The sequence below is a fragment of the Pseudarthrobacter sulfonivorans genome (assembly GCF_001484605.1).
Taxonomy (GTDB): Bacteria; Actinomycetota; Actinomycetes; order Actinomycetales; family Micrococcaceae; genus Arthrobacter; species Arthrobacter sulfonivorans_A.
Genome location: NZ_CP013747.1, coordinates 929,612 through 954,105 on the forward strand (window position 1 = coordinate 929,612; position 24,494 = coordinate 954,105).

18 protein-coding genes and 1 pseudogene are annotated in these 24,494 nt (G+C 67.3%); 7 read left to right on the plus strand and 12 right to left on the minus strand.

The window, feature by feature from the left end; genetic code table 11:
• Positions 1–13: 13 nt before the first annotated feature.
• On the plus strand, positions 14–1,417 hold the full coding sequence (locus tag AU252_RS04085; RefSeq protein ID WP_058929627.1) for a DUF58 domain-containing protein: 1,404 nt from the start codon (positions 14–16) through the stop codon (positions 1,415–1,417).
• The gene (locus tag AU252_RS04090; protein WP_058929628.1) at positions 1,414–3,900 is read left to right on the plus strand and encodes a transglutaminaseTgpA domain-containing protein; all 2,487 of its coding nucleotides are present in this window, start codon (positions 1,414–1,416) and stop codon (positions 3,898–3,900) included. Before AU252_RS04085 ends, AU252_RS04090 begins: the two co-directional genes overlap by 4 nt.
• 82 nt (positions 3,901–3,982) lie before the next feature.
• Here the strand turns inward: AU252_RS04090 and AU252_RS04095 are convergent, their stop codons facing one another.
• Both AU252_RS04095 and rsmI read right to left on the minus strand, forming a co-directional pair.
• Positions 3,983–5,482 carry an NAD-dependent succinate-semialdehyde dehydrogenase gene (locus tag AU252_RS04095; RefSeq protein WP_058929629.1) on the minus strand — a complete coding sequence of 500 codons (1,500 nt, stop codon included), beginning with the start codon at positions 5,480–5,482 and terminating at the stop codon, positions 3,983–3,985.
• 173 nt (positions 5,483–5,655) lie between these two features.
• Positions 5,656–6,615 (minus strand): 16S rRNA (cytidine(1402)-2'-O)-methyltransferase, encoded by a 960-nt coding sequence (rsmI, locus tag AU252_RS04100; protein WP_430929464.1) that lies wholly within the window; start codon positions 6,613–6,615, stop codon positions 5,656–5,658.
• Between the two features lie 46 nt (positions 6,616–6,661).
• Between rsmI and AU252_RS04105 the strand changes: the two genes are divergently transcribed.
• The gene (locus AU252_RS04105; RefSeq protein WP_058929630.1) at positions 6,662–8,344 is read left to right on the plus strand and encodes a dolichyl-phosphate-mannose--protein mannosyltransferase; all 1,683 of its coding nucleotides are present in this window, start codon (positions 6,662–6,664) and stop codon (positions 8,342–8,344) included.
• 66 nt (positions 8,345–8,410) lie between these two features.
• A pseudogene (locus AU252_RS04110) lies at positions 8,411–9,832 on the plus strand (AMP-dependent synthetase/ligase); the annotation flags it as partial.
• Positions 9,833–9,876: 44 nt separating this feature from the next.
• Here AU252_RS04110 and AU252_RS04115 read toward each other — a convergent pair.
• Positions 9,877–10,974, minus strand: a complete 1,098-nt coding sequence (locus AU252_RS04115) for a TIGR01906 family membrane protein (protein WP_058932732.1) — start codon at positions 10,972–10,974, stop codon at positions 9,877–9,879.
• Positions 10,975–11,097: 123 nt separating this feature from the next.
• Positions 11,098–12,090 carry a stage II sporulation protein M gene (locus AU252_RS04120; RefSeq protein ID WP_205630632.1) on the minus strand — a complete coding sequence of 331 codons (993 nt, stop codon included), beginning with the start codon at positions 12,088–12,090 and terminating at the stop codon, positions 11,098–11,100.
• Positions 12,091–12,158: 68 nt separating this feature from the next.
• Here AU252_RS04120 and AU252_RS04125 point away from each other — a divergent pair, with 68 nt between their 5' ends.
• Positions 12,159–12,959 (plus strand): RDD family protein, encoded by an 801-nt coding sequence (locus AU252_RS04125; RefSeq protein ID WP_058929632.1) that lies wholly within the window; start codon positions 12,159–12,161, stop codon positions 12,957–12,959.
• A gap of 48 nt (positions 12,960–13,007) precedes the next feature.
• Here the strand turns inward: AU252_RS04125 and AU252_RS04130 are convergent, their stop codons facing one another.
• The 4 genes from AU252_RS04130 to AU252_RS04145 all read right to left on the minus strand — a co-directional run bounded on the left by AU252_RS04130 (position 13,008) and on the right by AU252_RS04145 (position 16,618).
• Positions 13,008–14,243: a L,D-transpeptidase gene (locus AU252_RS04130; RefSeq protein WP_058929633.1), complete on the minus strand. Its 1,236-nt coding sequence runs from the start codon at positions 14,241–14,243 to the stop codon at positions 13,008–13,010.
• A 63-nt stretch (positions 14,244–14,306) separates the two neighbouring features.
• Positions 14,307–15,785 carry an adenosylhomocysteinase gene (ahcY, locus tag AU252_RS04135; RefSeq protein WP_058929634.1) on the minus strand — a complete coding sequence of 493 codons (1,479 nt, stop codon included), beginning with the start codon at positions 15,783–15,785 and terminating at the stop codon, positions 14,307–14,309.
• 95 nt (positions 15,786–15,880) lie between these two features.
• Positions 15,881–16,150, minus strand: coding sequence for a Trm112 family protein (locus AU252_RS04140; RefSeq protein WP_058929635.1), 270 nt, complete (start codon positions 16,148–16,150; stop codon positions 15,881–15,883).
• 78 nt (positions 16,151–16,228) lie between these two features.
• Positions 16,229–16,618, minus strand: a complete 390-nt coding sequence (locus AU252_RS04145) for a DUF3499 domain-containing protein (protein ID WP_058929636.1) — start codon at positions 16,616–16,618, stop codon at positions 16,229–16,231.
• Positions 16,619–16,739: 121 nt separating this feature from the next.
• Here AU252_RS04145 and AU252_RS04150 point away from each other — a divergent pair, with 121 nt between their 5' ends.
• Positions 16,740–17,255 carry a metallopeptidase family protein gene (locus AU252_RS04150; RefSeq protein WP_058929637.1) on the plus strand — a complete coding sequence of 172 codons (516 nt, stop codon included), beginning with the start codon at positions 16,740–16,742 and terminating at the stop codon, positions 17,253–17,255.
• 19 nt (positions 17,256–17,274) lie between these two features.
• On the opposite strand, the gene AU252_RS04155 is transcribed toward AU252_RS04150, so the two are convergent.
• Genes AU252_RS04155 through AU252_RS24435 form a run of 3 tightly spaced genes read right to left on the minus strand, consistent with a single transcriptional unit; the run spans position 17,275 to position 22,767 of the window.
• On the minus strand, positions 17,275–18,867 hold the full coding sequence (locus tag AU252_RS04155) for a DUF5719 family protein (protein ID WP_058929638.1): 1,593 nt from the start codon (positions 18,865–18,867) through the stop codon (positions 17,275–17,277).
• Entirely contained in the window at positions 18,860–22,192 is a 3,333-nt protein-coding gene (locus tag AU252_RS04160; RefSeq protein ID WP_058929639.1) for a glycosyltransferase family 2 protein, read from the minus strand. Before AU252_RS04160 ends, AU252_RS04155 begins: the two co-directional genes overlap by 8 nt.
• A gap of 29 nt (positions 22,193–22,221) precedes the next feature.
• Positions 22,222–22,767 (minus strand): WhiB family transcriptional regulator, encoded by a 546-nt coding sequence (locus AU252_RS24435; RefSeq protein ID WP_083510248.1) that lies wholly within the window; start codon positions 22,765–22,767, stop codon positions 22,222–22,224.
• Positions 22,768–23,181: 414 nt separating this feature from the next.
• On the opposite strand from AU252_RS24435, the gene AU252_RS04170 reads away from it, so the two are divergent.
• Positions 23,182–23,880: a TIGR03089 family protein gene (locus AU252_RS04170; RefSeq protein WP_058929640.1), complete on the plus strand. Its 699-nt coding sequence runs from the start codon at positions 23,182–23,184 to the stop codon at positions 23,878–23,880.
• Positions 23,881–23,899: 19 nt separating this feature from the next.
• Here AU252_RS04170 and AU252_RS04175 read toward each other — a convergent pair whose 3' ends face one another.
• Positions 23,900–24,484: a GtrA family protein gene (locus AU252_RS04175; RefSeq protein ID WP_058929641.1), complete on the minus strand. Its 585-nt coding sequence runs from the start codon at positions 24,482–24,484 to the stop codon at positions 23,900–23,902.
• Positions 24,485–24,494: the final 10 nt, after the last annotated feature.

Below are 24,494 nucleotides of genomic sequence, written 5' to 3' on the forward strand. Positions count from 1 at the left end.
GCAGGGCCGTCATATGGCGCTGCGTGACCGACTGCCCCGGCACCTGTTCAGCCAGCGTGGCTGGGGGCTCCTGGCCGCCGGCGCCGTCTGCCTGTTGTCTGCGCAGATCATGGGGCGGCGGGACCTGCTGAGCCTGAGTGTCCTGCTCATCGTCCTTCCCCTGGTTTCGCTGGCCGGGATCAGGCTCCTCAAGCCCCGGTTCCAGGTTTACCGCGAGTTCAACCCGTCCCCGGTGGAGACCTCCGCCGCCACCACAGTGCGGCTCGCCGTGGCGCGGACCGGTTACGGGGGCGGCCGGGCGATCATGGAGGAACGGCTGCCGCCACGGTTCGGCGAGTCCCCGGCCTTCCATTTCCCCGCCCGCTCGGCCAAGGGCGGGACCAGCAGGTACGAATACCACTTGCGCTCCACCAAACGCGGACAGTACCTGATCGGCCCGGTAACCGCAGAGTTCACGGATCCGTTCGGGTTGTCCCTGCACCGGCGGTCAATTGACGACGGCGACACACTCACCGTGACGCCCGCCGCCGTCGAGCTTCCCGTGACGGGCCTCGCGGGAGCCCGCGGCAACGACGGCATCACAGCAACCCGTACCCGCGCCAACCCCAGCGACGACGACGTCATGACCCGCGAATACCGCCCGGGCGATCCCATGCGCCGGGTGCACTGGGCAGCCACCGCACACCACGGCGCCCTGATGGTGCGTCAGGAGGAGTCCGTCACGACGCCGGAGGCCACCATCATCCTTGACCAACGGTTCGCGGCATTTTCCGGCGGGCACGGCTCCGGTTTCGGGGGCAATGCGGCCGTGGACGGCCACGAGATGATCACCAGCGGCACGTTCGAGTGGGCCGTGGTGGCCGCGATCTCCATCTGCACGCACCTGTCGGAGCGGAACTACGCCCTCCGCCTCCTTGACCCCCGCGGCGAACCCGCGTTCCTCCGCTCCCCGTCCGCACCGGAACCGGAATCGGAAGAGTTCAGCGGAGTGTCCGGGCTCCAGTCGATCGCCGAAAGCCTCGCCGCCATCCAGCTGTCCGGTCCGCACCACGCTGCCCGGGACCACGGTGGCCAGGATGCCGGACCGGCCGTTTTCGACGATCACCTGATGGACAAACTCTCCGCCCACCGGATGCGGGGGCCCCTTATTGCCGTGCTCGGCAGGATCTCTCCGAGCGAGGCCAGAGCCCTCGCTCCGGCGGCGGGTTATGGCGCGAATGCCTTCGCCATCATCGTTTCCGAGAGGCCCGCGGATTCCGAGGACTCTTTGGAGGCCCTCCGCCGGGGCGGCTGGCGGGCAGTGGCGGTGCCAACCTCGGTTCCGGTCCCGGACGCCTGGGCGCACTTCGACCAGGGTGGTGCTGCGCCGGCCACGGCAGCGGCAGACGTACGCCGCGGAGCGGGGGTGGGACGGTGACACTGGCACCGGAACGCAACGCGTCCCGCGGGCAGGCAGCCACAGGTGCCCCGGGCCAGGTTCCGGCACGGACGCGGGTCGGGGCGTACCCCTGGGCCATGGCCGGCGCCGTCGCCCTGTCCGTGGCCGGCGCCGCGATTTCCCTCAACGGTGTCCTGCGGGGTTGGGCCTGGTACTTGCCCCTCTTGACCACAGTGGTGGTGGTCTGCCTGACCATCGCCACGCTCCGCGCGCTGCGGGCCCATCCTCTCGTGGTGGCTGCCGGCGGCTTTGCCTCCCTGATCGCGATTCTCACCCTGACGTTCTTCCGGAGCACGGGCATTGCCGGTTTCATCCCGTCCGGGGCAACCCTGGCTGAAGTGGACAGGTTCGTCCGCCGGGCGAGCGAGACGGTACTTGCGGAAAGTGCCCCGGTGGCCCCGAACGCCGGAATCGTTATGGTCAGCTGCGCAGCCCTGGGCCTGACAGTCATCCTCATCGATGCGCTGGCCGTACCGCTTGGCATGCCGGCGACAACCGGACTGGGCCTGCTGGCCATCCTGGTAGTCCCCGCCACCGTGAAGTCCCAGAGCGTGGGGGTTTGGGGCTTCACTGCCACGGCGGCCGGGTACCTCCTGATCCTCGCGTGCAGCCAGTGGTTTGCACCGGATTCCCGCACTGCGGCCGACAGCGGCCGGAATCCCGGCCAGTTCCGGCGGGCCATGCTGACCGGAACCGTGGCACTGGTGGCAACACTGGCAGTGCCGGCGGCCATCCCCGGATTCGACCACGGCACGTTTCCGCAGGGCTCCCGGCTGAACCCGTGGGGCGCCGGGACCGGCTTGAACCCCATGATTACCTTGGGAAACAGCCTGCGGGCACCGGCCGGAAGCGGGCGGATCACCTATGCCACCAACGCGGCCGGGCCGCTGTATCTGCGGTCCGTCACTGTTGACAATTTCGACGGCGAATCCTGGGGACCTGATGACCGCGACGCAGAGCGCCGCCCCGTGGCCGGACAGTTTGAGACGGGCCACGAGATCGTCGCCGAGGAGCAGCTCCGCCAGGTGACTGCCGTGGATACGGGCATGTTCACCAGCCCGTACCTGCCGTTGCCGTACGCGCCGGAAACAATCCGCGGGCTCAATGGCGCCTGGACATGGGACCCGGCCACCTTGGCCGTCAAGGGTGCCAACACCAACACGCGGTCACAGCAATACCTTGTGGTGTCCACGGCGCCGAAGCTCACGGCCACCCTCCTTCAACAGTCGTCGCAGGCCGTGCAGGGAATCCCTGCCGACTTCACCAGGGTTCCCGGCAACGTCCCGGACATCGTCCGAAGCACGGCTGACACGGTGACAGCTTCGAGTGACACACCCTTCGCCAAGGCCATGTCCATCCAGAAATACCTTCGCTCAGGGGAGTTCACCTACTCGCTCCAGTCACCTGTCCAGGGCGGCTACGACGGTAACGGGCTCTCGGTGCTGGCCGATTTCCTGACTCAGAAGAGCGGATACTGCATCCATTACTCGTCCGCGATGGCCGTGATGGCCCGGCTGGAAGGTATCCCCAGCCGGATCGCGGTTGGCTACGCGCCGGGCCGAAGCACTGGTTCCACGGTTTCAGTGGCCGGGCAAGGTGCGCTGCCAGAGTATGAGGTGGACGCCCGGGACGCCCACGCCTGGCCCGAGCTCTACTTCCAGGGATTGGGGTGGGTGCCCTTCGAACCCACGCCGTCGCGTGGTGTTATACCCGCGTACGCCACGGAAACCAGCACACCCGGCATCCCCGGTTCGCTGGGTAATAACGAGGACCTCCTTCCCGGCGCAACCGCCCCGACCCCCACACCAAGCGCCACGGCCGTGCCCCTCCCCGGTGCAGGTGGCGGCGCAGGGGACCTCGGGCAGCTGCTCCTGCCATGGCTGCTGGGGACGGCGGCCGCGCTGGGCCTCGTCCTCCTGGCGGCCTCGCCGCGGCTGGTGAGGATGGGGCGGCGTGCCCGGCGGCTCCGCACCGAGGGCCGGGCGCGGGAGGACGTGATTCCGCTGGCGTGGGCCGAAATCCGTGATCTCGGAACCGACTACGGACTGCCACCGGACGCCAGCGAAACAGCCCGGACGTATTCCGCACGGCTCCGCCATTCATCGCTGCTCGGCGAACATGGAGGCATGGACGACGCCGCGCACCAAGCCATCCGCAGCCTCACCTCCGACTTTGAACGCCGGCACTACGGCCCGCCTGTCCAGGACACAGCCGGCCGCGGCAGGACAGGGGCTATTGCCCCACGCATCGCGGCGGTGCAGCATTCCCTGCGTGCCAACGCCTCGCTCCCTCGACGCCTCCGTGCCGACTGGCTCCCGCCGTCGGTTCTGGGCCGGTGGGCCTGGCTCCTGGCTGCCCCGTTCAGAGGGCTCAACAGGCTGGCGCGCCGGACGGCAAAAGCCGCCGCACGCTCCTGGTCGAGGGCGCGCGGCGGCTTGTTCCGGCCGCGTGGTAGCCAATAGCGGCTCGCCGCGGCGGCTACCTACTGGCGGTGGAGGAAGCGGCTGACCGGAGGATAATCCTGTCAGCCGGAGGTCGATCCTTTCAGCCGGCGTAGGGGTCCGCGATGCCGATGTACTGGGTGTAAAGGTATTCCTCGATGCCTTCGAGGCCGCCTTCGCGTCCCAGCCCGGACTGCTTGACGCCGCCGAACGGTGCGGCGGCATTGGAGATGACACCGGCGTTCAGGCCGAGCATGCCGGTCTCGAGCCGTTCGCCCATCCGGATGCCGCGGTTCAGGTCGCGCGTGAAGACGTACGCCACCAGACCGTACTCGGTGTTGTTGGCCAGGCGAACGGCTTCGTCCTCGGTGCCGAAGGTGATGATCGGGGCGACGGGGCCGAAGATTTCCTCGGACAGGATCCGCGTGCCTTCGGTGACGCCGGTGAGGATGGTGGGCGGGTAGAAGTAGCCCGGGCCCTCGGCCGGGGCGCCGCCCAGGACAGCCTTGGCGCCGGAGGCCACGGCATCGGACACCAGCTCATGAACCTTGTCCCGGCTCTTGGCATCGATCAGCGGACCCACTTTGGACTCCGGTTCGGTGCCCCGGGCGGTGGTCATCTCACCCATTTTCGCGGCGAACTTCTGGGCAAATTCGTCGGCGACGGACTCGTGGACGATGAACCGGTTCGCCGCGGTGCAGGCTTCGCCCATGTTCCGCAGCTTCGCCAGCATGGCACCGGCGACGGCGGCGTCCAGGTCCGCGTCCTCGAACACCACAAACGGGGCGTTGCCACCGAGTTCCATGGAGGTCCGCAGGACGGTCTCGGACGCGTCGGCGAGCAGGCGCCGGCCCACCTCGGTGGAGCCCGTAAACGAGAGTTTGCGCAGGCGCTGGTCCTTGATCAGCGGGCCGGTGGTGGCCCCTGCCGTGGACGTGGGGATGACGTTCAGGACTCCGGCCGGCAGGCCGGCCTCCTGCATGACTGCGGCGAACAGCTGCGAGGTCAGCGGCGTGAGGTTGGCCGACTTCAGCACCATGGTGCAGCCGGCTGCGACAGCAGGAGCGATCTTGCGCGTGGCCATGGCCAGCGGGAAGTTCCACGGCGTGATCAGCAGGCACGGGCCCACCGGCTTCTTGGTGACCAGCAGGCGGGACTTGCCATCGGGCGAGACCGAGTAGCGGCCGAACGCACGGACAGCTTCCTCGGAGAACCAGCGCAGGAACTCGGCGCCATAGGCGACCTCGCCGCGGGCCTCGGCCAGCGGCTTGCCCATTTCCATGGTCATCAGCAGCGCGAAGTCCTCGGCACGGGCCGTAACCATCTCAAAGGCACGGCGCAGGATTTCGCCACGTTCACGGGCCGGGACCTTCGCCCACGATTCCTGCGCCGCGGCGGCCGCGTCCAAAGCAGCCTTGCCGTCTTCGGCGCCGGCGTCAGCGATGCTGAGCAGCACCTTGCCCGTGGCGGGGTCCTCGACGTCGAACGTTTTGCCTGACGCCGCCGGGCGCCATTCGCCGTTGATCAGCAATCCGGTGGGAACAGAGGCCAGCAGTGCGATTTCGCGCTCCGCGGTAACAGCTGGCTGTGCGGTGACAGTCACGGTGACTCCCTCGTCAGTAAGGTTTGGTCCAGCCTTGACGCAGGGCCTGGGCGGCCTGCCGTATTGGCTGATTTACTGTCACACTACTGCCGCGGCCGCCAGAGGGTCTACGCCTGGACGCACTACTGAAGCGGGATTTCGTTGTGCAGCTGCACAGCTTGCCTTTTGTACGCTCAGCGTGCCGCGAGGACCGCCGAGTACAGCTCCCGCTTGCTGACGCGGACGTCCTCAGCTACGGCGGCCACGGCTTCCTTGAGCCGGATTCCCTGGGCCACCAGCTCGTTGACGGCCGCCACGTGGTCCTCGGGGGTGCCCGGCGCCTGCTCAGGGGCGCCGCCCAGCACCACGGCAATCTCGCCGCGGACCTCGTTGCCTTCGGCCCACAGCAACAGTTCCCCGACCGTCCCGCGGATGACTTCCTCGTAGGTCTTGGTCAGTTCCCGGCAGACGGCGATCCGCCGCTCGGCACCGAAACGCTCGCGCAGGGCCCGCAGCATCGACTCCAGTCGGTGCGGGGCCTCAAAAAACACCATGGTCCGGCGTTCGGCCGAAAGGTCCGCCAACCGCGACGCCCGTTCGCCGGCTTTCCGGGGCAGGAATCCCTCAAAACAGAAGCGGTCGGTGGGCAGACCGGACAGTGCCAGGGCGGTCAGTACCGCGGACGGGCCCGGGACGGCGGTCACGGTGAGTCCGGCTGCCACAGCGCCTTCCACCAGCCTGAACCCCGGGTCCGAGACCGAAGGCATGCCGGCGTCTGTGACCATGACCAGGGTTTTGCCGGACCGGACGTGCTCCAGCAGTTCCGCGGTCTTGGTGGCCTCATTGTGCTCGTGGTAGCTGATGACCCGCCCGGCGACGGTGACTCCGAGGCTCTGGACAAGGCGGTGCAGGCGCCTGGTGTCTTCGGCGGCCACGATGTCCGCCGTCCCCAGGAGCTCGATCAGGCGGGCCGACGCGTCTCCCGTATTCCCGATGGGCGTTGCCGCCAGTACGATCCGGCCCGGCCCCGTGGCGACCGGTGCCGCCGCAGCCGGGTCCGCTGCCACGTGAACCGCTGTCTCTGGCTCCTCCCCGGCGGCAACGGAAGGTTCTGCGGGGCGGGAATCGGCGAAGGTGCTGGGGTTAGGGTCCACTCCCCCAGCGTACTGCTGGCCGGCGGCCCAAGCTGCAAAAGGTAGCATGGGGCTCGTGACGCAGACCTCCATGCGGCCTGCCGAGGCCGGCCAGACCATCCCGCCGGCACGAGGCCCGTGGATCGCCCGTCCGGCGGAGGCCTTCTCTGCCACAGCCCTCCGCGAGCGCCTGATCGGCAGCACCCGCAGCTGGCGGGATTACCCGCCGTCGCTGCGTCTCTGGTTCTGGCTGGTGCCCGCCCTGACCTCCGTGATCGGCGGCGTCCTCCGCTTTGTCCGGCTGGACACGCCGCACAGCCTGGTCTTCGATGAAACGTATTACGTCAAGGACGCCTACTCCTACGTGGTCAGCGGCTACGAACGGGGCTGGCCGGACAAGGCCAACGACTCCTTCAACGCAGGCAACCCGGCCATCCTCCTGGACACTCCCGAGTACGTGGTCCATCCGCCCGTGGGCAAGTGGATGATCGCCGGCGGCATGTGGCTCTTCGGGGCCGATAATCCGTTCGGCTGGCGGTTCGCGGCCGCACTGACCGGAACCCTGTCCATCCTGCTGCTCACACTGATTGCACTTAAACTGTTCCGCTCAGTGCCGCTGGCTGCCGCCGCGGGCCTGCTGCTCGCCGTCGACGGCCACCACCTGGTGATGTCGCGGACATCACTCCTGGATATCTTCCTGATGTTCTGGCTCCTGGCGGCCTTCGGAGCTTTGCTGCTGGACCGCGATGACGGACGACGGCGGCTGGCCGCACGGCTCGGACGGCTCGCGGCCGCGTCCCGGAACGCTCGGCCCGCAGCCAGCCAACTGCTGGCGGGACCGTGGCTGGGGATCCGCTGGTGGCGTCTCGCCGCGGGCGTGTGCATGGGACTCGCCATAGGCACCAAATGGTCGGGCCTGTTTTTCCTCGCCGGCTTCGGCGTGCTGACGGTCCTGTGGGACCTCAATGCACGGCGCGTCGCGGGAATCCGCGGCTGGGTCAGCGGCGGAATCATCAAGGATGGCCTGCCTGCCTTTGTCAGCATGGTTCCGGTTGCGGCGGTGGTCTACACCGCCACCTGGACGGGCTGGTTCCGTTCCGAGGGCGCCTACTTCCGGCGGTGGGCCCAGAGCAACCCCTCAGCGGAGTGGGGCTGGCTGCCGGACTCCCTGCGTTCGCTGGCGCACTACCATCTGGAGGCCTACAAGTTCCATCAGGGCCTGGGCTCCGAACACCCTTACGAGGCAAGCGCCTGGAGCTGGCTGGTGATGGGCCGGCCGACGTCGTTCTTCTACCAGAAGCCGGAGCAGGGCGTCCCGGGATGCGACGTGCCCAACTGCGCCTCAGCCATTCTCTCGGTGGGGAACCCGATGATCTGGTGGGGAGCGGCCATCTCGCTGGTGGTCCTGCTGTTCTGGTGGGCCGGGCGCCGGGACTGGCGCGCAGGGGCGATCCTTGCGGGCGTGGGCGCCGGCTACCTGCCGTGGTTCCTGTACCCGGAGCGGACCATGTTTTTCTTTTATGCCGTCTCCTTTGAGCCCTTCCTGGTGCTCGCGCTGGTGTATTGCCTGGGCCTCGTCCTGGGCCGGGACACCGACCCGCTCTGGCGCCGGCGGTCCGGTGTCTACCTGGTGGCACTCTTCGTCGCCGGGGCAGTCCTGTTGTCCGCATTTTTCTACCCGGTGTGGACGGCGGAGACCATCCCCTACCAGGAATGGCGCTACCGGATGTGGATGCCGTCCTGGATCTAAGGCAGGATTGCATGAAACCCTGACCAGCCGCGAACTGCGTTGAGGCAGCGGAACGGAGACGCCCCCGTGCGAGAAGCAAGCACAAAACTCCTGGTGGAGCTGGAGCCCGGCAGCAATGTCACGGATCTCCTTCGCCAACGGGAGTCCGCCAACCCGGCCCACGCCCTCTACGCGCGCAAAGGCCCCAACGGCTGGACCGACGTCCCGGCGCAAAAATTCCTGCACGATGTCTGTGCCCTCGCCAAAGGACTGATCGCCGGCGGCCTGGAGCCCGGCGACACCGTGGCCGTCATGTCCGCCACCCGCTATGAGTGGGCCCTGGTGGACTTCGCCATCTGGTTTGCCGGCGGCGTGAGCGTCTCCATCGACGAGACCTCGACCCCCGGCCAGGTGGAGTGGATCCTGCACGACGCCGGCGCGCGACGCGTGTTCGCGCAGGACCGCGGCAAGGTGTCGCTTATTACAGGCATCCTGGAGTCTTCCACTCTGCTCAAGGACCGGCTGGTCACCGTGGTGAGGATGGATAACGACGGCGAGGCCCCGAACCTCGCCAGCCTCTCGGCTGCCGGAATGGGCGTCACGGACGCCGAGCTGGAACGCCACCGCTCCGCCGCGGGCCTGGACGACGTCGCGTCCCTGGCCTATACGTCCGGCACCACCGGACGGCCCAAAGGCTGCCTGATCACCCACGGCAACTTTGCGCTCGTGGCCGTCAACGTCGTCGCCTTTCTCCCGGAGATCCTCAAGGGGCAGAATGCGCGCACCCTGATGTTCCTGCCGCTGGCCAATGTGCTCGCCCGCGCTGCCCAGGTGGCGTGCCTCCATGCGGGCGCCACCCTGGGACACGTCAGCCGTCCTGCTGATCTGCGGGCGGATCTGGGCACGTTCAAACCCACATTCCTCCTGGCGGTGCCCCGGATCTTCGAGAAGGTCCGGGCGGACGCCGCGCACCAGGCTGCCGGGTCCGGAAAAGCGGGGATCTTCAGGGCTGCGTCAGCCGCCGCCATCCGTTTCTCCACGGCACAGGACACCGTGGCCCGCGGCGGGGGCAGCGGACCGGGGCTGGCGTTGCGGGCGCGGCACGCCGTCTTTGACCGGCTGGTGTACCCGAAGCTCCGCCAGCTCCTTGGCGGCCGGGTCCGTTACGCGGTATCGGCGGCCGGCCCCCTGGCACCTGAGGACGCACACTTCTTCCGCGGCGCCGGGATCCCGGTCCTTGAGGGCTACGGGCTGAGCGAGACAACCGCCCCATGTACGGCCAACACGCCCGCCCGGACCAGGGTGGGCAGCGTGGGCGTCCCCCTGCCGGGCACCACCATCCGCGTGGCCGAGGACGGCGAAGTGCTGGTCAAGGGGATCGGCGTGTTCAAGGGTTACCACGCCAACGAAGCGGCCACCGCCGAGGCCTTTGTGGACGGGTTCTTCCGTACCGGGGACCTCGGCGAGCTCGACCCTCAGGGCTTCCTGACCATCACCGGCCGCAAGAAGCAGCCCGCCAAAATAAACGGCTGAGCACGTGCAGTTGCTTGGGGCTACGCCTCAGCGGCTATCGGCTCATCCTTGGCCAGGCCGCGACGGCGGCGGGTGGGCCAAGTGAGGATGAGCGTCACCAGGGACGCCAGGAGGACCAGCGCGGCGATGACAATACCGGCATCGATCCAGAACTGGCCCGGGAACAGCCTGATCAGGGTGTCTTCAAGGGCAAACGTCCAGGAACCGCTGGCGAAGAAGATCCGGTGGAATTCGGTGAAGAACTGCTGCCAGCCGAGCACGGCCAATGCGCCAAGCCCCAGGATGATCGCCAGCGCAACAATGGATCCCGCGAAGAGTCCGCGGCGCACACCGCCGGGACTGCGGCGGCGCAGGTAGGCGATGGCCACGAGGCTGAGGACGATCAGGAGTGCTCCCCCGCCAAACGCGGAAAGGATGACAACTTTCACGTCGGCCATGTGGCTGACTTCGCCGTCCTTGAAAAGGTCCCCGCCGCTGCGATTGACCAGATCACCCAGGTACCGCGGCCCCGCCCAGTTGCTGAGGTAGTCAACCGCATAGGAACCGTACGTCATCCGGTCGTCGGTGCTGAACCCGTACCCGTCGCCCGGGAACCCGGGCCTGTTGTACTCGGCCCACAGGAACAGCGGGCTGGTGACCGCGCGGACGGCCAGCACGAGCAGGATCACCGGGTAGAAAAGGGCAAGCAGGACTTGCCAGATGCGCGGGGCCACGGGTTTGGCGTTGGCTGCGCTTTCGCGCTCCGCGTTGCGGCGCTCCACTTCCTCCTGCGGCGGACGGACCTGCAGCGCTGACGTGGGCAGCGGCTCGCTGAAGTGGGCACCGTTTCGGGTGGCGCCCTGGGCGGACGGTTCTTTGCGGAGCGACTCTTCTACGGAAGGTACCGCGGCGGGAGGTTCGACGGCGGCCTCCGCGGCTTTGCGGCCGGCGCGGCTTTCGGGCTGGGTGACACCGCCCTGCCCGGCACCGGCGCTACGTGCTGGGGACACGTCGGGAGTGCTGGCGCCGGAGTCTGTCAGCCAGGCAAAAGCCGGCTCTTCCGAGTCCGACGAAGTATCCAGGTCCGGATCCGGCTGCGGCTCCGTGCGTTTGGCAGGGGTCGGCGAATTGTCGTTCACAGCAGCGTCACTTCCGTTGGGTTCCACGCCGCCGGCTCTGATCCGGGCAGCGCCGTGTATCTGATGTCGAGCCTACCGCCCGCTCCTCCACGAGGGCGAGGAGCCACCCCGTCGCTCCCGGATTCATGCGGCGATTTCGCTGTATCCAGCGTCGCCGGCCACCAAGTCGCCGCGTTCACCGGCGTCATAGGCCCGCCGTCCCCATACCAGGACGTAGCCCCAGTAGGCAGCCAGCACCGCCAGGCCGATGCCGATCTTGGCCCATACCGGAAGCGGGCTGGGCGTGACAAAACCTTCCACTAATCCGGAAACGAACAGCACCAGCACCAACCCCAGGGCCACGGTGATCAGCGACCTGCCTTCGTCCGCCACTGCCCGTCCCCGCGTCCGTGGTCCCGGGGACACCATGGCCCAGAAGATCCTCAAGCCCGCCGCGCAGGCAATAAAAACAGCCGTCAGTTCCATCAGGCCATGCGGCAGGATGTAGCTGTAAAAGACATCCTGCCGGCCCACGGCGGCGAAAACTCCGGCGGCGATCCCGACGCCCTGGGCGTTCGTGAACAGGATCATGGGTACCCAGAAGCCGGTGATGCCCAGGGCCACCGCCTGCGCGCTGATCCAGGCATTGTTGGTCCAGACGGCCCCCGCAAACGAGGCCGCAGGATTTTCCGAATAGTAGCCAATGAAGTCTTCCTCGACGTACTGCCGGACCGCAGCCTCGGAGGCAACGGACCGCAGGGCCTCGGGGGACGTCCCGATCCAGAGCGCGTAGGCGCCGGCAACCAGGATAAATGCGGCGCCGCAGGCCACCGTCAGCCACCGCAGGCGGTACAAAGCCGCCGGCAGGGCAGCCACGAAGAACCGGGCCAGGTCCGCCATCACGTTGGACCGTGCGCCTGTGAAACGGGTCCGGGCCTGGGCCAGGGTGGCGGACAAGGACGCCGACAGGCCGCTCTCCGGGGCAATCGACCGGATGAAGGAAAGGTGCGCCGACGTCGACTGGTAAAGGCGCAGCAGTTCATCGGCCTCTTCGCCGCTGAGGCGCCGCTTATGGGCGAGCTGGTGCAGCCTTGACCACTTGTCCCCGTTGGCGGCGGAGAAGGCATCCATATCCACGGCAACAGCCTAGCCGCCATAGACTGTGAAGGTCCGCAGGATGGCTGACCAGGGATTGGGGTATCCGCTTGAGTTCGATAATCACCGGCGAGGCCGTTGTCCTGGAACTTCGCCCCGCATCCTTCGCCGCCCGTGCCCTTGGCCTGCTGCTGGATGTCCTGTTCAACATCGTCCTGCTGGTCCTGATCCTGCTGGGCGTCGCAGCTGCCGGCCAGGACCTTGACGAGGCAGCAATGCGGGCGCTGACGCTGGTGAGCGTGGTCTTCTGCTTCGTGATTGTCCCGGTAGCCGTGGAGACCCTCACCCGGGGGCTCTCGCTCGGAAAACTGGCGACCGGCCTGCGTGTGGTCAGGGACGACGGCGGCGCCATCCGGTTCCGCCACGCCGTGATCCGGGGGCTGACTGGATTCCTGGAAATCTACCTCACCTTGGGTGGCCTCGCCATCGGCGTCGCCCTCTTCAACAGCCGCTCCAAGCGGCTGGGTGACATCCTTGCCGGCACGTATGCGCTGCGCCGGCGCGTTCCGGCGGAGGTACCGGTCCGCGTCTTTGTTCCCCCACAGCTTCAGGGCTGGGCCACAGCTGCGGACATCGGCCGGATCCCAGATGCGACCGCACGGCAGGCCGCCCAATTCATCCGGCAGGCCGGACGCATGTCACCGCTGTCCGCCGCCGGAATGGCAGCGTCGATCGCCACGGAACTAGCCGGGCATGTGGCCCCTCCGCCGCCCCCGGGAACCAGCCCGGACCAGTACCTGGCGGCCGTCACCGCCGAACGCCGTCACCGTGAACTCGCGCGGCTGCAGCAGGCCCGGCGCCGGAACTCGGCCACGGCGGAGCGGTTGGACCGCCTGCCGTTCGGGCCATAGGCCTGAACCTCGTCCTGGGCCTGGGCCTGGGCCTGGGCCAAATTGTTCCTAGTTGTTGTACTCCGCCCAGGGGATGTTCCAGTCGCCATAGCCGTCGTCGACGGCGGCGTAGTCGCCTTCGGTGTTGATGATCTGAACCACATCGCCGGTGGTCATGTTGTCAAAAACCCAGGCGGCGCCGTCGGGAGCGAACCCGATGCAGCCGTGCGAGACGTTCGTGTTGCCGATGAAGGGGTAGGCGGACTCCAGCGCCTGGTGGATGTAGGCGCCGCTCAGGGTGAGGCGGATGGCATACTCCACGTCCACTTCGCCGTAGTAGGCCGGATCGCCGGGCTTGAGTCCGATGCTGGCCGCCCGGAAGTGGTCATAGCGGTTCTTTTCCATCAGGACCGCGTAGCCGCGCGCTGACGGGAAACGCTGATCGCCCATGCTGACCGGGAGGGTTTTCACTACCTGGTCATTAACGCTGAGCGTGAAAGTGTGTGCGGCGGCATCGGCGATAGCCACCCGCTTGTCACCGAAATTCACGGTGACCTTTTTGTTGAAGTTGGCAATCTGGCCGTTGCCGAGGTCCACGCCGAAAAGCTGCATGTCCATGGTGACTGTGGAGTTCGCCGCCCAGAAGGCTTCCGGGCGGTACCGGACCATGGTGTCGCTGAACCAGTGGAAGGCCCCGGCCTGCCCTGCGCTGGAGGTGATTTTGATGGCCTTCTCCACGGCATCCCGGTTGACCACCGGTTCGCTGAAGATGACCTGCAGCGGCTGGCCCACGCCAACCTTCATCCCATCCAGCGGGTAGATGGCGGCATCCGCCTCGTGCGTGCTCGAAACCGTACTGAACGAGTTTGTGGTGCTGGTATCCCGTCCCGCCCCGTCAGTGACCACATACGTGTAGCTGTACTCGGTGTTGAATTTCAGCGGGTCTGTCGCTGTCCAGCTGCTGCCGTCCCCGGCAAAGGTGCCGTGGACTACTTCGCCGGCGGTGCTGGTCAGCGTGACGCTCTCGATCCTGCCGTTGCCCACCTTGAGCGACACCGGCATTGCCGGGTTCACCTGCTTTGCGGCGTTGGCCGGCGTGACGTCCACCTTGACCGGGGCCACCACGGGCGATGCGACGCCCGGTGCGGACCGGACTGCCGAGCTGGCTTCGGACTCCAGGCCACCGCGCGCAAAACCCGGCGCGACGGCGAAGACGCCGCCCGTTGCGGCAAGGACACACACGGCTGCCACCAAGAGAATTTTCTTGGCGGTCCCCCGCCGGCGTGGCTTAACAACAGGTTCCATAGTCCGATCTTAATGCTTGGACATAACAGCCCCGGGCGCGGTCTGCACCCGGGGCATCACACGTCAGTAACGATAGTGCTCGGGCTTGTACGGTCCGGCGATGTCCAGGTCCAGGTAGTCGGCCTGTTCCTTGGAGAGTTCCGTAAGCTCCACGTCGAGGGCGTCGAGGTGCAGGCGGGCAACCTTTTCGTCCAGGATCTTGGGCAGGACATAGACCTGGTTGCTGTATTCGCGTTCGCCTTCGGGCTGGTCCCGCTTGGTCCACAGCTCGATCTGGGCGATGGTCTGGTTGGCGAATGAGTTGCTCATCACAAAGGACGGGTGGCCGGTGGCGTTGCCCAGATTCAACAGGCGTCCCTCGGACAGGACGATGATGGAGCGCTCTTCGGCGGTCCCGGCGTCGAGCACCCACTCATGCACCTGCGGCTTGATCTCCACCTTCTTGATGCCGGGGATCCGCGCCAGACCGGCCATGTCGATCTCGTTGTCGAAGTGGCCGATGTTGCCCACGATGGCTTTGTCACGCATGCCGGCCATGTGTTCGGCCAGGATGACGTCCTTGTTCCCGGTGGTGGTGATGAAGATGTGGCCTTGGCTCAGCACCGACTCCAGCTTGGCCACCTGGTAGCCGTCCATGGCTGCCTGGAGGGCACAGATGGGGTCGATCTCTGTGACGATGACGCGGGAACCCTGGCCGCGGAACGCCTCTGCGGCTCCCTTGCCGACGTCGCCATAACCGCAGACGACGGCCACCTTGCCGCCCATCAGGACGTCGGTGGCGCGGTTGATGCCGTCAGGCAGCGAGTGGCGGATGCCGTACTTGTTGTCGAACTTACTCTTGGTGACCGAGTCGTTGACGTTGATCGCCGGGAACAGCAGCTTGCCCTGTTCAGCCAGCTGGTAGAGGCGGTGCACGCCGGTGGTGGTTTCCTCGGTGACGCCGCGCAGGCTGGCCCCGATCCGGGTCCACCGCTGCGGGTCTTCCTGCAGCGAGGCGCGAAGCACGTCCAGGAAGATCCGGCCTTCCTCGGACTCGTCTTCGTCTGCCGCCGGTACAGCGCCGGCAGCTTCGAACTCAACGCCCTTGTGGACCAGCATGGTGGCGTCGCCGCCGTCGTCCAGGATCATGTTCGGGCCGAGCTCCGGATTGGTGTCCGCGCCGGGCCAGGCCAGGATCTGCTGTGCAGTCCACCAGTATTCCTCCAGCGTCTCGCCCTTCCAGGCGAACACCGGGACACCCTGCGGGTCCTCGACCGTTCCCGCGCCCACCACGACGGCTGCGGCGGCATCGTCCTGGGTGGAGAAGATGTTGCAGGAGGCCCAGCGGACCTCGGCACCGAGGGCCGTGAGGGTTTCGATCAGGACGGCAGTCTGGACCGTCATGTGAAGGGATCCGGCGATCCGGGCGCCCTTGAGCGGCTGGGTGGGTCCGAACTCCTTGCGGAGTGACATCAGGCCTGGCATCTCGTGCTCGGCCAGGCGGATCTGGTGGCGGCCGGCTTCGGCCAGCGAGATGTCGGCTACCTTGTAATCAAATGTCATGGGGTTCCTTTGCTTTTGTCCGATGGCGGCGACGGCGTTGAAGCCTCTGCGCGAAAGTCGACCGCTGGTGGTGGTGCGGGTTGTCCAGGCGCTGCCTAGGCAGTAGCTGCGGTTTTGTCCGAGGCGGGGCTTGGGTCCGTGGCCGGCCGGACGGCGGGATCGTGCTGGTCCGAGCCGGCAGCCGTGGCGGCCTGGAGAAGTTCCGGCGGCAGCAGCAGCGGGATACCGTCCTCGATCGGGTAGCGCAGCTTCACGCCCGAATCTCCCGCCGCCGTCGACACAAGCTCTTCGCCTTCCTGGACCAGGGGCGATCCGGTCACGGGACAGCGGAGGACGGACAACAGTTCAGGACTGATCTTTGGCATGATTGGTGCTCCCGACAGGGGCGCGTTCGCGCCGTTGGCTGACTGATTAGCAGGTTCCAGCCTACCGCCAGATCCGCCTCAGGAAGGTTCGCGCAGGACGCGCAGATGCCCCCGGCGGACGCCTTCGGTGCCGGCCGGGGCCTCCAGCGCTGAATGCGAGCCACGCTGACCCGGCGTGGTTTGCGACTTGGGCGGCTGGGCCGCTGCTTCGCGGACCGCGTTGGCGAGGGCCAGGAGGTCGTCCGGTCCGGGCTGCTGCGGGCTTGTGGGCATCGCCAGGCGAAGCACTTCCCAGCCGCGGGGCACGGTCAGTGACCCGGCGTGCTGCTCGCACAAATCGTAACAATGCGGCTCGGCGTAGGTGGCAAGCGGACCCAGGACGGCGGTGGAGTCGGCATAGACGTACGTCAAAGTTGCCACCGCCGACTGACGGCAGGCTGACCTTGAACATTGACGGATAGCTCCCACGACATCACAGACTACTCCGTATCCCAAGTTGTTCGGAGTATTTGCCGAATCGGCCGCCGCGCCCTGGCACGCAAACCGGGGTTATGTCGCGTAATTCTGCGCCCGGGTTTACAGTCAAGGTATGCAGTCATCGAACCATGATTCAGCTTTTACGGTCCGTTTGGCTGACCCGGATGACCGCGCCGCAGAAACGGGTTCGGGTTCGCCCGGCCGAAGCTTTGCGATGCGCCGCCGGAACCGCCACGGTCGCGGCCTGCGCGGGGAGCTGGTGTTGCCAACGCACCCCGGTTACAGGACACGGTCGGACCGCTTTGACGACATGGTGCTGGATTCCGCGCAGCGGCTCCACGACATCTGGGGCAAAACGCTCGACGGCGTCCGGTTTGCCGTCGACGAAATACCCCCGCAGCTGGAGCAGCTGGTGGCCGACGCCGCCCCGCCTCCCATGGGCGCCTACACCCCCGCCACGGCAGAGGAAGGCCCGGTGATCACCCTGTACCGCCGGGTGGTTGAGCAGGGTTGCGCCAGCCGGGAGGAACTCCAGGACCTGGTGCACGACGTCGTGGTGGAACACACCGCCGAAATGCTCGGTGTAGCGCCGGAAACCCTGGATCCGGTCTACCGCCGCCGGTACTGACGCCGCCGGTGCTGTCCTGTCAGTATCCCAGGGAGACCGGCACCTTTTCCTGCCCTGAAGCCGCCGGCGTGAAGGCCACCGTGGAGATGTCGTCCCGGCCGTCCTGCTGCAGGAGCAGCGCGCCGTAGGCAGCGTCACCTGACGCGGAGACAACGTACGCCACCACTTCCGACTCGTCCACCTTCTCGGGGACCTTGATGGACGTTGTGGTGCCGCCGGCGACGTCGGCAGTGGCGGCCGCGCGGATCTTGCCGTCCGCGGTGATGGCAGCGTAGGAGACCGTGGCCCGGTTCTCGAGGACGCCGAACACGAGGGTTCGGTCACCGCCCTGGGGCACGGGCACCACATGCTGGCTTCCCAGCCGGACACCGGAGGCAGCCCAGGCGATGTCCGAGGCCTTGTCGTTCGTGACGCCCCGGGTGATGCGGGTTGCGGCCACAAATGACACGTCCGAACTGGTGGACACCGTGTAGTGGCCGGCGGGGACGCCAGCCAGGGAAATCTCGGTGACAGCCCCGGCTTTTGCCGTGACAACGCCGCCGCCGGGGAGGGCCTTCTGGCCGTCCCGGCCGAAGAGCTTGACCTCCACTACCGCGTCCGACGGTCCCGGAACCGTGATGGCCAGCGCGGGGCCGGCGTCGTTGAAGCCGCTGTTTCCCGTGAAGGCGGAGATCGCTCCGGCTTCTTGGATGTCCACTCCGGTCATGACCTGCCGTGCGGCAGGTGCGGCGCCCGGAGCAATGAAGTCGACGCCGCCGGGCGTCAGTCCCCTCAGGACACTCTGCTGGATGGACGCGGCCACCGGACCGCCGGCGCTCCGGACATGGACCGTGAGCTGGGCTTCACCAGGGGCCAGGCCAGCCAGGACGATTGAGCGCGTACCTCCCGGCGCGACCAGCAGCCCCCTGCTGCCCGGGGCCTGGATCTGACCCTTGCTGCCGAAGAGCTCCAGGCTGACGGTGGCAGGTGTGCTTGAGGCGTTGCTGAGGACAAGGACGGAGGTGCGGCCCACGGTGGTGCTGGCACCGGACAGCCAGAGGTCGTTGGCGGGCGGCTGGCAATTGGCAGCCGCCGAGCCCTGCAGGTCACCGTCCGTGGCAGTGAATCTCATAAGCCCGGCGGCTGAGGGCTTCCGGCCTGCCTGGGCGTCGGCGCTCAGGAAGCTGGCATCATCCACGCTGTGCCCGGCGAGGACGCCGGCGGTCAGGTCCTGGGGACCTGTCCCCTGGCCGGGCTGGCTGCCGTCCTTGGCGATCTCGACGGCGGGAGTCCCGTCAAGGGCGGCGAGCCTGCTGCCGGGGAGCACACCGCCGGGGGCGCTCAGGACGGCGCCCGTGACAGCGCTCTTGGCGGTCGCGGATTCGGGGCTGAACTGGGGGTCGGTGCCCGCCTCCGTTCCTTCGAGCAGGCGGGCCGGGCCAGGACATACCCCCGCGCTGGCGCCTGCGGGAACTGCAGCCAGCACGGCCGGGATGCTGCGGCTCCCTGCCGGCTGCGGAGCGACCGAGGAGGCTGCGAGTCCCGCGCCGGCTGCGGCCACAATCGCCACGGCCGAGACCAGGCCTGCCAGCATCTGCTTGCGAGGGGTCCTGCGGGCTGCGTCCTTATGCATTCTGGTGTTCCTTACGCAAAGATCCCTCGTCCCTCGAGAGCCCTGTGTTGGGCCGGCGCGCGGGCATGGGAATGGCGAGCATTACAGTGAGTCCTATCACCGTGATCTGTGCGATTCCGGACCAAAGGGCCCAAGGGGTGTCGTACCGGATGGTCAGCTGGCCGGCGGTGGCAGGCAAGGTAAAGGCCTGGGCCGAGCCGGACGTTGTGGCAGTGAGCTTTCGCCCGTCGAACCAGGCGCTCCATCCCGGGTCCGCCCGTTCGGCGAGCACCACCAGCCGCCCTTCCGGCCCCTCGGCCACGGGGGTGTCGACGTCGTCGTACTTGGAGGGCACCAGCGCCACGGTGGCGCCGGTGCCGTCCACGATCCTGACGCGATGGGCGACGTCGGCGGGCTGCAGTACCGGCTGGTTCAGCGGCGTTATCCGCCAGAGCCAGCCGACATCCGTCTGGCCGACGGCAACGAGCCCCGGAACTGCGTCCATCCTGCTGGCCGTGAGCTGGGCGGCGGTGTCTGCCGAGCGCAGCACCACGAATCCAGCACCAAGGCGCTCGAGCTCGGGACGGGGGTCCACGCCTTGGCCGGCCACCAGCGTGGCCACCACGCTGCGGATGGACGCCGTGACGTCGTCGTCCTCCCTGACCGTCTCCTGGCCGGGCGCGCCCAGGATGTTCCGGGCGGCGGCAATCGTTGACAAGCTGTCCAGGGTGGTCCCGGCACCGCGCATCAGGGCCGCGTCAAAGGCGCCGTTCTCCTGGGTGCTGATCAGCAGCGTGCGTGTCTGCTCCGGCCCGGTGCCACGGTCTATGGCGGTGGCGGGAAGCGTCCGGGCGCTGCCTGGCTGCACCAGCCTTGGCGTTCCCAGCGCGGGCCCTGCCGGCACGTCGGCCGGGAGGGCAACGGCTGAGGAACTTAGCAGGTTCTGCGCCGACCACACCGCCATGCCGGCCAGCGGACCGGCCAGCAGCACCACCATGGCAAATGCCGTCGCGGAGCGAAGGGCCACGTTGCGCCGAATACTCGGCGAGGCTGCCCGGTCCGCGGCATCAAGCAAGCGCTCGGCACCGATCAGGGCGGCTCCGAGCAGGGCGAACCCTGCGGCGGAGACGGCTGGACCGGTGAACGGTGTCACGAGGGTGTCGGCAGTTGCGCCCGTGGCAACGTGCCCTGCGAGCCAGCCACCGGCGAAGATCACCAGAGCCGCCACCCAGAGAACACGTGCTGTCCTGCTGCGCTTACCCGGGAGGAACAGGGCGGCAACGGCAAGCAGCAGGACGGGAACGGCCAGCAGCAGTGCCAGCACGAGTGCCCATGGGATCGCCTGGCCGCTGAAGAACGGAAGGCCGGACAGGCCACCTTCTGTGGAGAACAGCAGCGGCTGGCCCAGGAACTGCTGCCACAGCGGGGCTGCCTCGAATCCCAGCGGAACACCCGGGTCTGCCAGCAATGCCCGCGGCCGGTCGATAACGGACAGCCCGAAGGGAAGAAAGAGCGCGGCGCTGGGCAAAAGAGCCCACCACACGGTGCGGCCGCGACGGCCAAGCATCAGCCCGCAGAGCACAATAACCACAACGGCCGGGACTAGCAGTGAAGGCGCCGACGCGGTCACAACACCCAGCGTCAACCCTGCGGCGGCGGCGGCAGTCCAGGACGGCATGCCGTTGATCCCTGGCCGTGCGGGTGGTTTTTCGGTGAAACGCCGGTCACCCGGAGACGGGACAATGAACCGTCCGTGGCCCACAGCGGACCCGGTGGCGCGCAGGAGTGCCAGGACGAGCAGCGGGATCATGATGTGGGCCACCAAGGCGCCGGCCCGGCCCTGGTTCAGTGCTATCTGCAAGGCAGGAGCGGCCGCCCAGAAGAGTGCGGCAACGAGGCGGAAGCGGCGCCGGATGGTCAGGCCCCCGGCCGCAAACCACGCGGTCAGGCCGGAAAGCGGGGCGGCGAGCAGCAGGAGCCAGGCCACGGCCGCGTTGGCGTCTCCCCCGCCGAGCAGGCCAAGGATCCACAGCACATAGCCGAAGGGGTCGCCCTTGCCCGGAAGCCCTGCCCCCAGGCTGACCCACCAGCTGGAGGCGTGGTGCCAGATTTCGCCAAGGGTGGAGGACACCGGAATGAGGCCTCCACCGGAAACAGCGTCGGCCCGGAACAGCCCGGTGAGCGCCGTGAGGGAAGCCGCGGACGCAATGATGATGGCGGCGATGGCGCCGGCCCCCACCCAACTCCGTTCGGTGGTGGTCAGGGCAGCGAAATCATCTGATGAGTCCCCCGTCGGCTGGTCCGCCAGGGGGTCATGGACCAGGCCATCAGCCGTGGAGTTGTCGGCGCCCAAGGCTTCCATCAGGGAGCGGCGGTGGTTCCAGACTTCACGCCGGGGTGTCTGCAGCTTCTTGATGACGGACCGCCGGATCCGCCGGCTGTTTGCCGCGGTCCGGCGGGCCTTTGCCACGGCACCGGGCCGGGCCAGGGCAGCGAATGTGGCCACAAGCTGGGAGAAACCGTGCCCGGGATCCTTGACCGCAATGCTGAGCACGAGTTTGAAAATGCTACCAAGCAGCGCACCGACCGCATGGACCGGCACCTTCCACAGCGGGGCGTGCTTGAGGCGCAGATGGACCTGGGCTTTTCGCGCCGCGGAAGCGTTTCCCTGGGCCTGCGGCCGGTGGGCTACGTGGAACATCCGTGCAGTGGGAACTACCACCACACGGTGCCCGGCGAGGCGGTTGCGCCAGCAGAAATCGACGTCGTCGCCGGTGCCCGGCAGTGCGGGGTCGAAGCCCTTCAGGAGTTCCCAGATATCACGGCGGACCAGCATGCCGGCCGAGTTCACCGCAAACGCGTCAGTGCGGCCGTTGTACTGGCCCTGGTCCAGTTCGTCGGCATCGATCAGGGTAAGCCGCTCGGCCCAGCGGCTGGTGGAGAGTCCGACGTCGATCAGCCGGCGTTCCGAGTGCCAGTCCAGTTGCTTGCAGCCGGCCACGGTCACGGAGGGTGCGCGCTCCACGGCACTGAGGAGTTCGGCCAGCGCCTCCGGGGCCGGGGCCGCATCGTCGTGAAGCAGCCAGACCCACTCGGTGGCGGCGCGCTGGGACTGGCCTTCCCAGGGCGCGTGCTTGTTGAGCCCGGAGCGCACGGCGCCGCCCATGCCGCTCTTGCCGGGCGGAAAGGTGCTCACATTGGTTGCGCCGAAGGCCCGTTCCAGGAGGACGGCGGAGTCGTCGCGGGATCCGGTGTCCACTCCGATGAGGGAGTCTGCGGGCCGGGTCTGGTCCGCGAGGGCAGCCAGGGTTCTGGGGAGATAGGCACTGCCGTTGTGGGACACCACAACGGCAGTGACATGTACTTCCTGAAGAATTAGATTGCTCGCTTCCTTAGCCGCCGGCGCTCACGCTCGGAAAGGCCACCCCAAATGCCAAACCGTTCGTCGTTTGCCAGCGCGTATTCCAGGCACTGCGACCGCACATTGCATGCACCGCAGACTTTCTTGGCGTCGCGCGTGGATCCGCCCTTCTCCGGGAAGAAGGCTTCCGGATCCGTTTGCGCGCACAATGCATCAGTCTGCCAGCCGAGTTCACCTTCGTCGTCGAAGTCCTGCCTGAACGGCAGTCCGATCCACACCGGCTGAGAACTTGTTCCCTGTGCCGGGGTGCGCAGTTCCATGGGCGGATCCAGGTCGTCATCGTCCTGGTCGTGTCCGCCGTCAAGGAGTGCTTCGTGCGCCGCCAGGAAGGCTGTGGCCTGGTCCTGGAGGGGGTCTTTGGTATTGCGGTTGTAGCGGTCCGCGGCGTCGGGATCCGCGGGATCGACGTACCAGTCGCTCGGCACCCCCCGTGCGCGGTATTTTGCCGTTGCCAGTCCGGCGACGACGGCATCTTCATGGATACGCTCTGCTTGCCCCACGGCGACCCTCCCCAAAATGTTGCAGCCCTTGCCTCAATGACTTGGACACTCGGTTGCGTGTCCGTATTTATGCAGTGACTTTCGATATCTAATTACACGCGTGTAACTACTGGGGAGTCAAGCCGTGGACGGGATAATAATCAACTTTCCGGGCCAATCCCGGTCACGCCACGCCCGGGAGTTTTCCGAAGGTCCGGCGCGCCGGAGGCCTGGCGGTGCGCATCGGCGGCCAAAAGATCCCATTTCCGCTGAATAGCTGCCGAAAATACAGGCGCAGCCCGAATTAGACAAATAAGATGACAAACTCCTGTGAGTAAAATCACAGCCCGGCCGGACCCAACTGGGACCCTTAGGGACTCGGTGCGCTGCATCCCCGCCAAGGACGCCCCACTGTGTCCGTGACAAGATAAAGCCATGAGCATCCCGGCGATAGATCTGATGACTACCCTCCGTTCCGGCCACGCCACGTCGCCCCGCCTGACCTGGTACGGCCCGGACTCCGAGCGCGTGGAACTCTCCGGTCGTGTGCTGGACAACTGGGTGGCAAAAACCAGCAATCTGCTGCAGGACGAACTCGACGCCGAGCCCGGCATGCGACTGACTCTTGACCTGCCAGCCCACTGGAAGTCAATGATCTGGGCACTGGCCGCCTGGCAGCTGGGCATGGAAACAGTCCTGGACGGCGGGGAGGCGGAGCTCCTGGTCACCGACAGGCCCGGAACCGTTGAGGGGAAGCACGACGCCGTTATCGCCGTCGCCCTTCCGGCCCTGGCGATGCGGTGGCCGGGTGACCTGCCTGCCGGAGTCATCGACTACGCCGCCGAGGTCCGCTCCCATGGCGACGTCTTTATGGCGCACACGGACCCTTCGGCGGCCGGCTGTGCCATTCGGGCTGGCGGAGGCCAGCGTCACATCCACGAAAGCCTGATCACTGGTTTTGCGGCGCCGCATGAGGAAGGCGTCAGGCTTCTGGTCCCGGCCTCTGAAGGGCTGGAGCCGGCGCTGGCGAACTCACTCGGCGCGTGGCACAGCGGTGGTTCAGTGGTGCTGGCTCACCCCGATGTGGAGCTGACGGAGAAGCTGCGGGCCGCGGAACGCATCCACGGCAAGTAGCTTTCCCTGCACGGCCGGGTTAGGGCTGCTGCCGGCGGCTTTCCGGTGAGTCTGCCTCCGCCTGCTCCCCGTGCTGGGCGCCGGCAGCAGCGGCAGCTGCCTTCTCACGATGGTGCCGTTCGATGAGCTCGTGGTCGTGGGAGAACTCCGGCTCCTGATCCAGTTCTTCGTTGAAGACCCAGAACCGGTAAGCGAAGAAGCGGAAGATGGTGCCCAGGACCAGGCCCACGACGCTGCCGGCAATAAAGAGCGAGGGCTTGTCGTTCAGGTCCAGGATGTACTTCGCGAACCAGACGCAGCCTGAGGCGATCAGCAGTCCCACCAGGTTCATGACGGCGAACAGCGCGGCCTCACGGGCCACGTTGGCCTGCTTGCGGTGTCTGAACGTCCAGTAACGGTTGGCAACCCACGAGAAGATGCTTGCCACGATGGTTGCCACCGCTTTGGCCCAGACCTCGCTGCCGTGCATCGGTCCGGTGAACAGCCAGATGAAGATGGCCGAGTCAATGACGAAGGCCACACCGCCCACGGCTCCGAACTTGGCCACTTCACGCCAAAATAGCGAGGCGAGCCCCCGGATACGATCTGCAAGTGCGCTAAACATGACCCTCCAT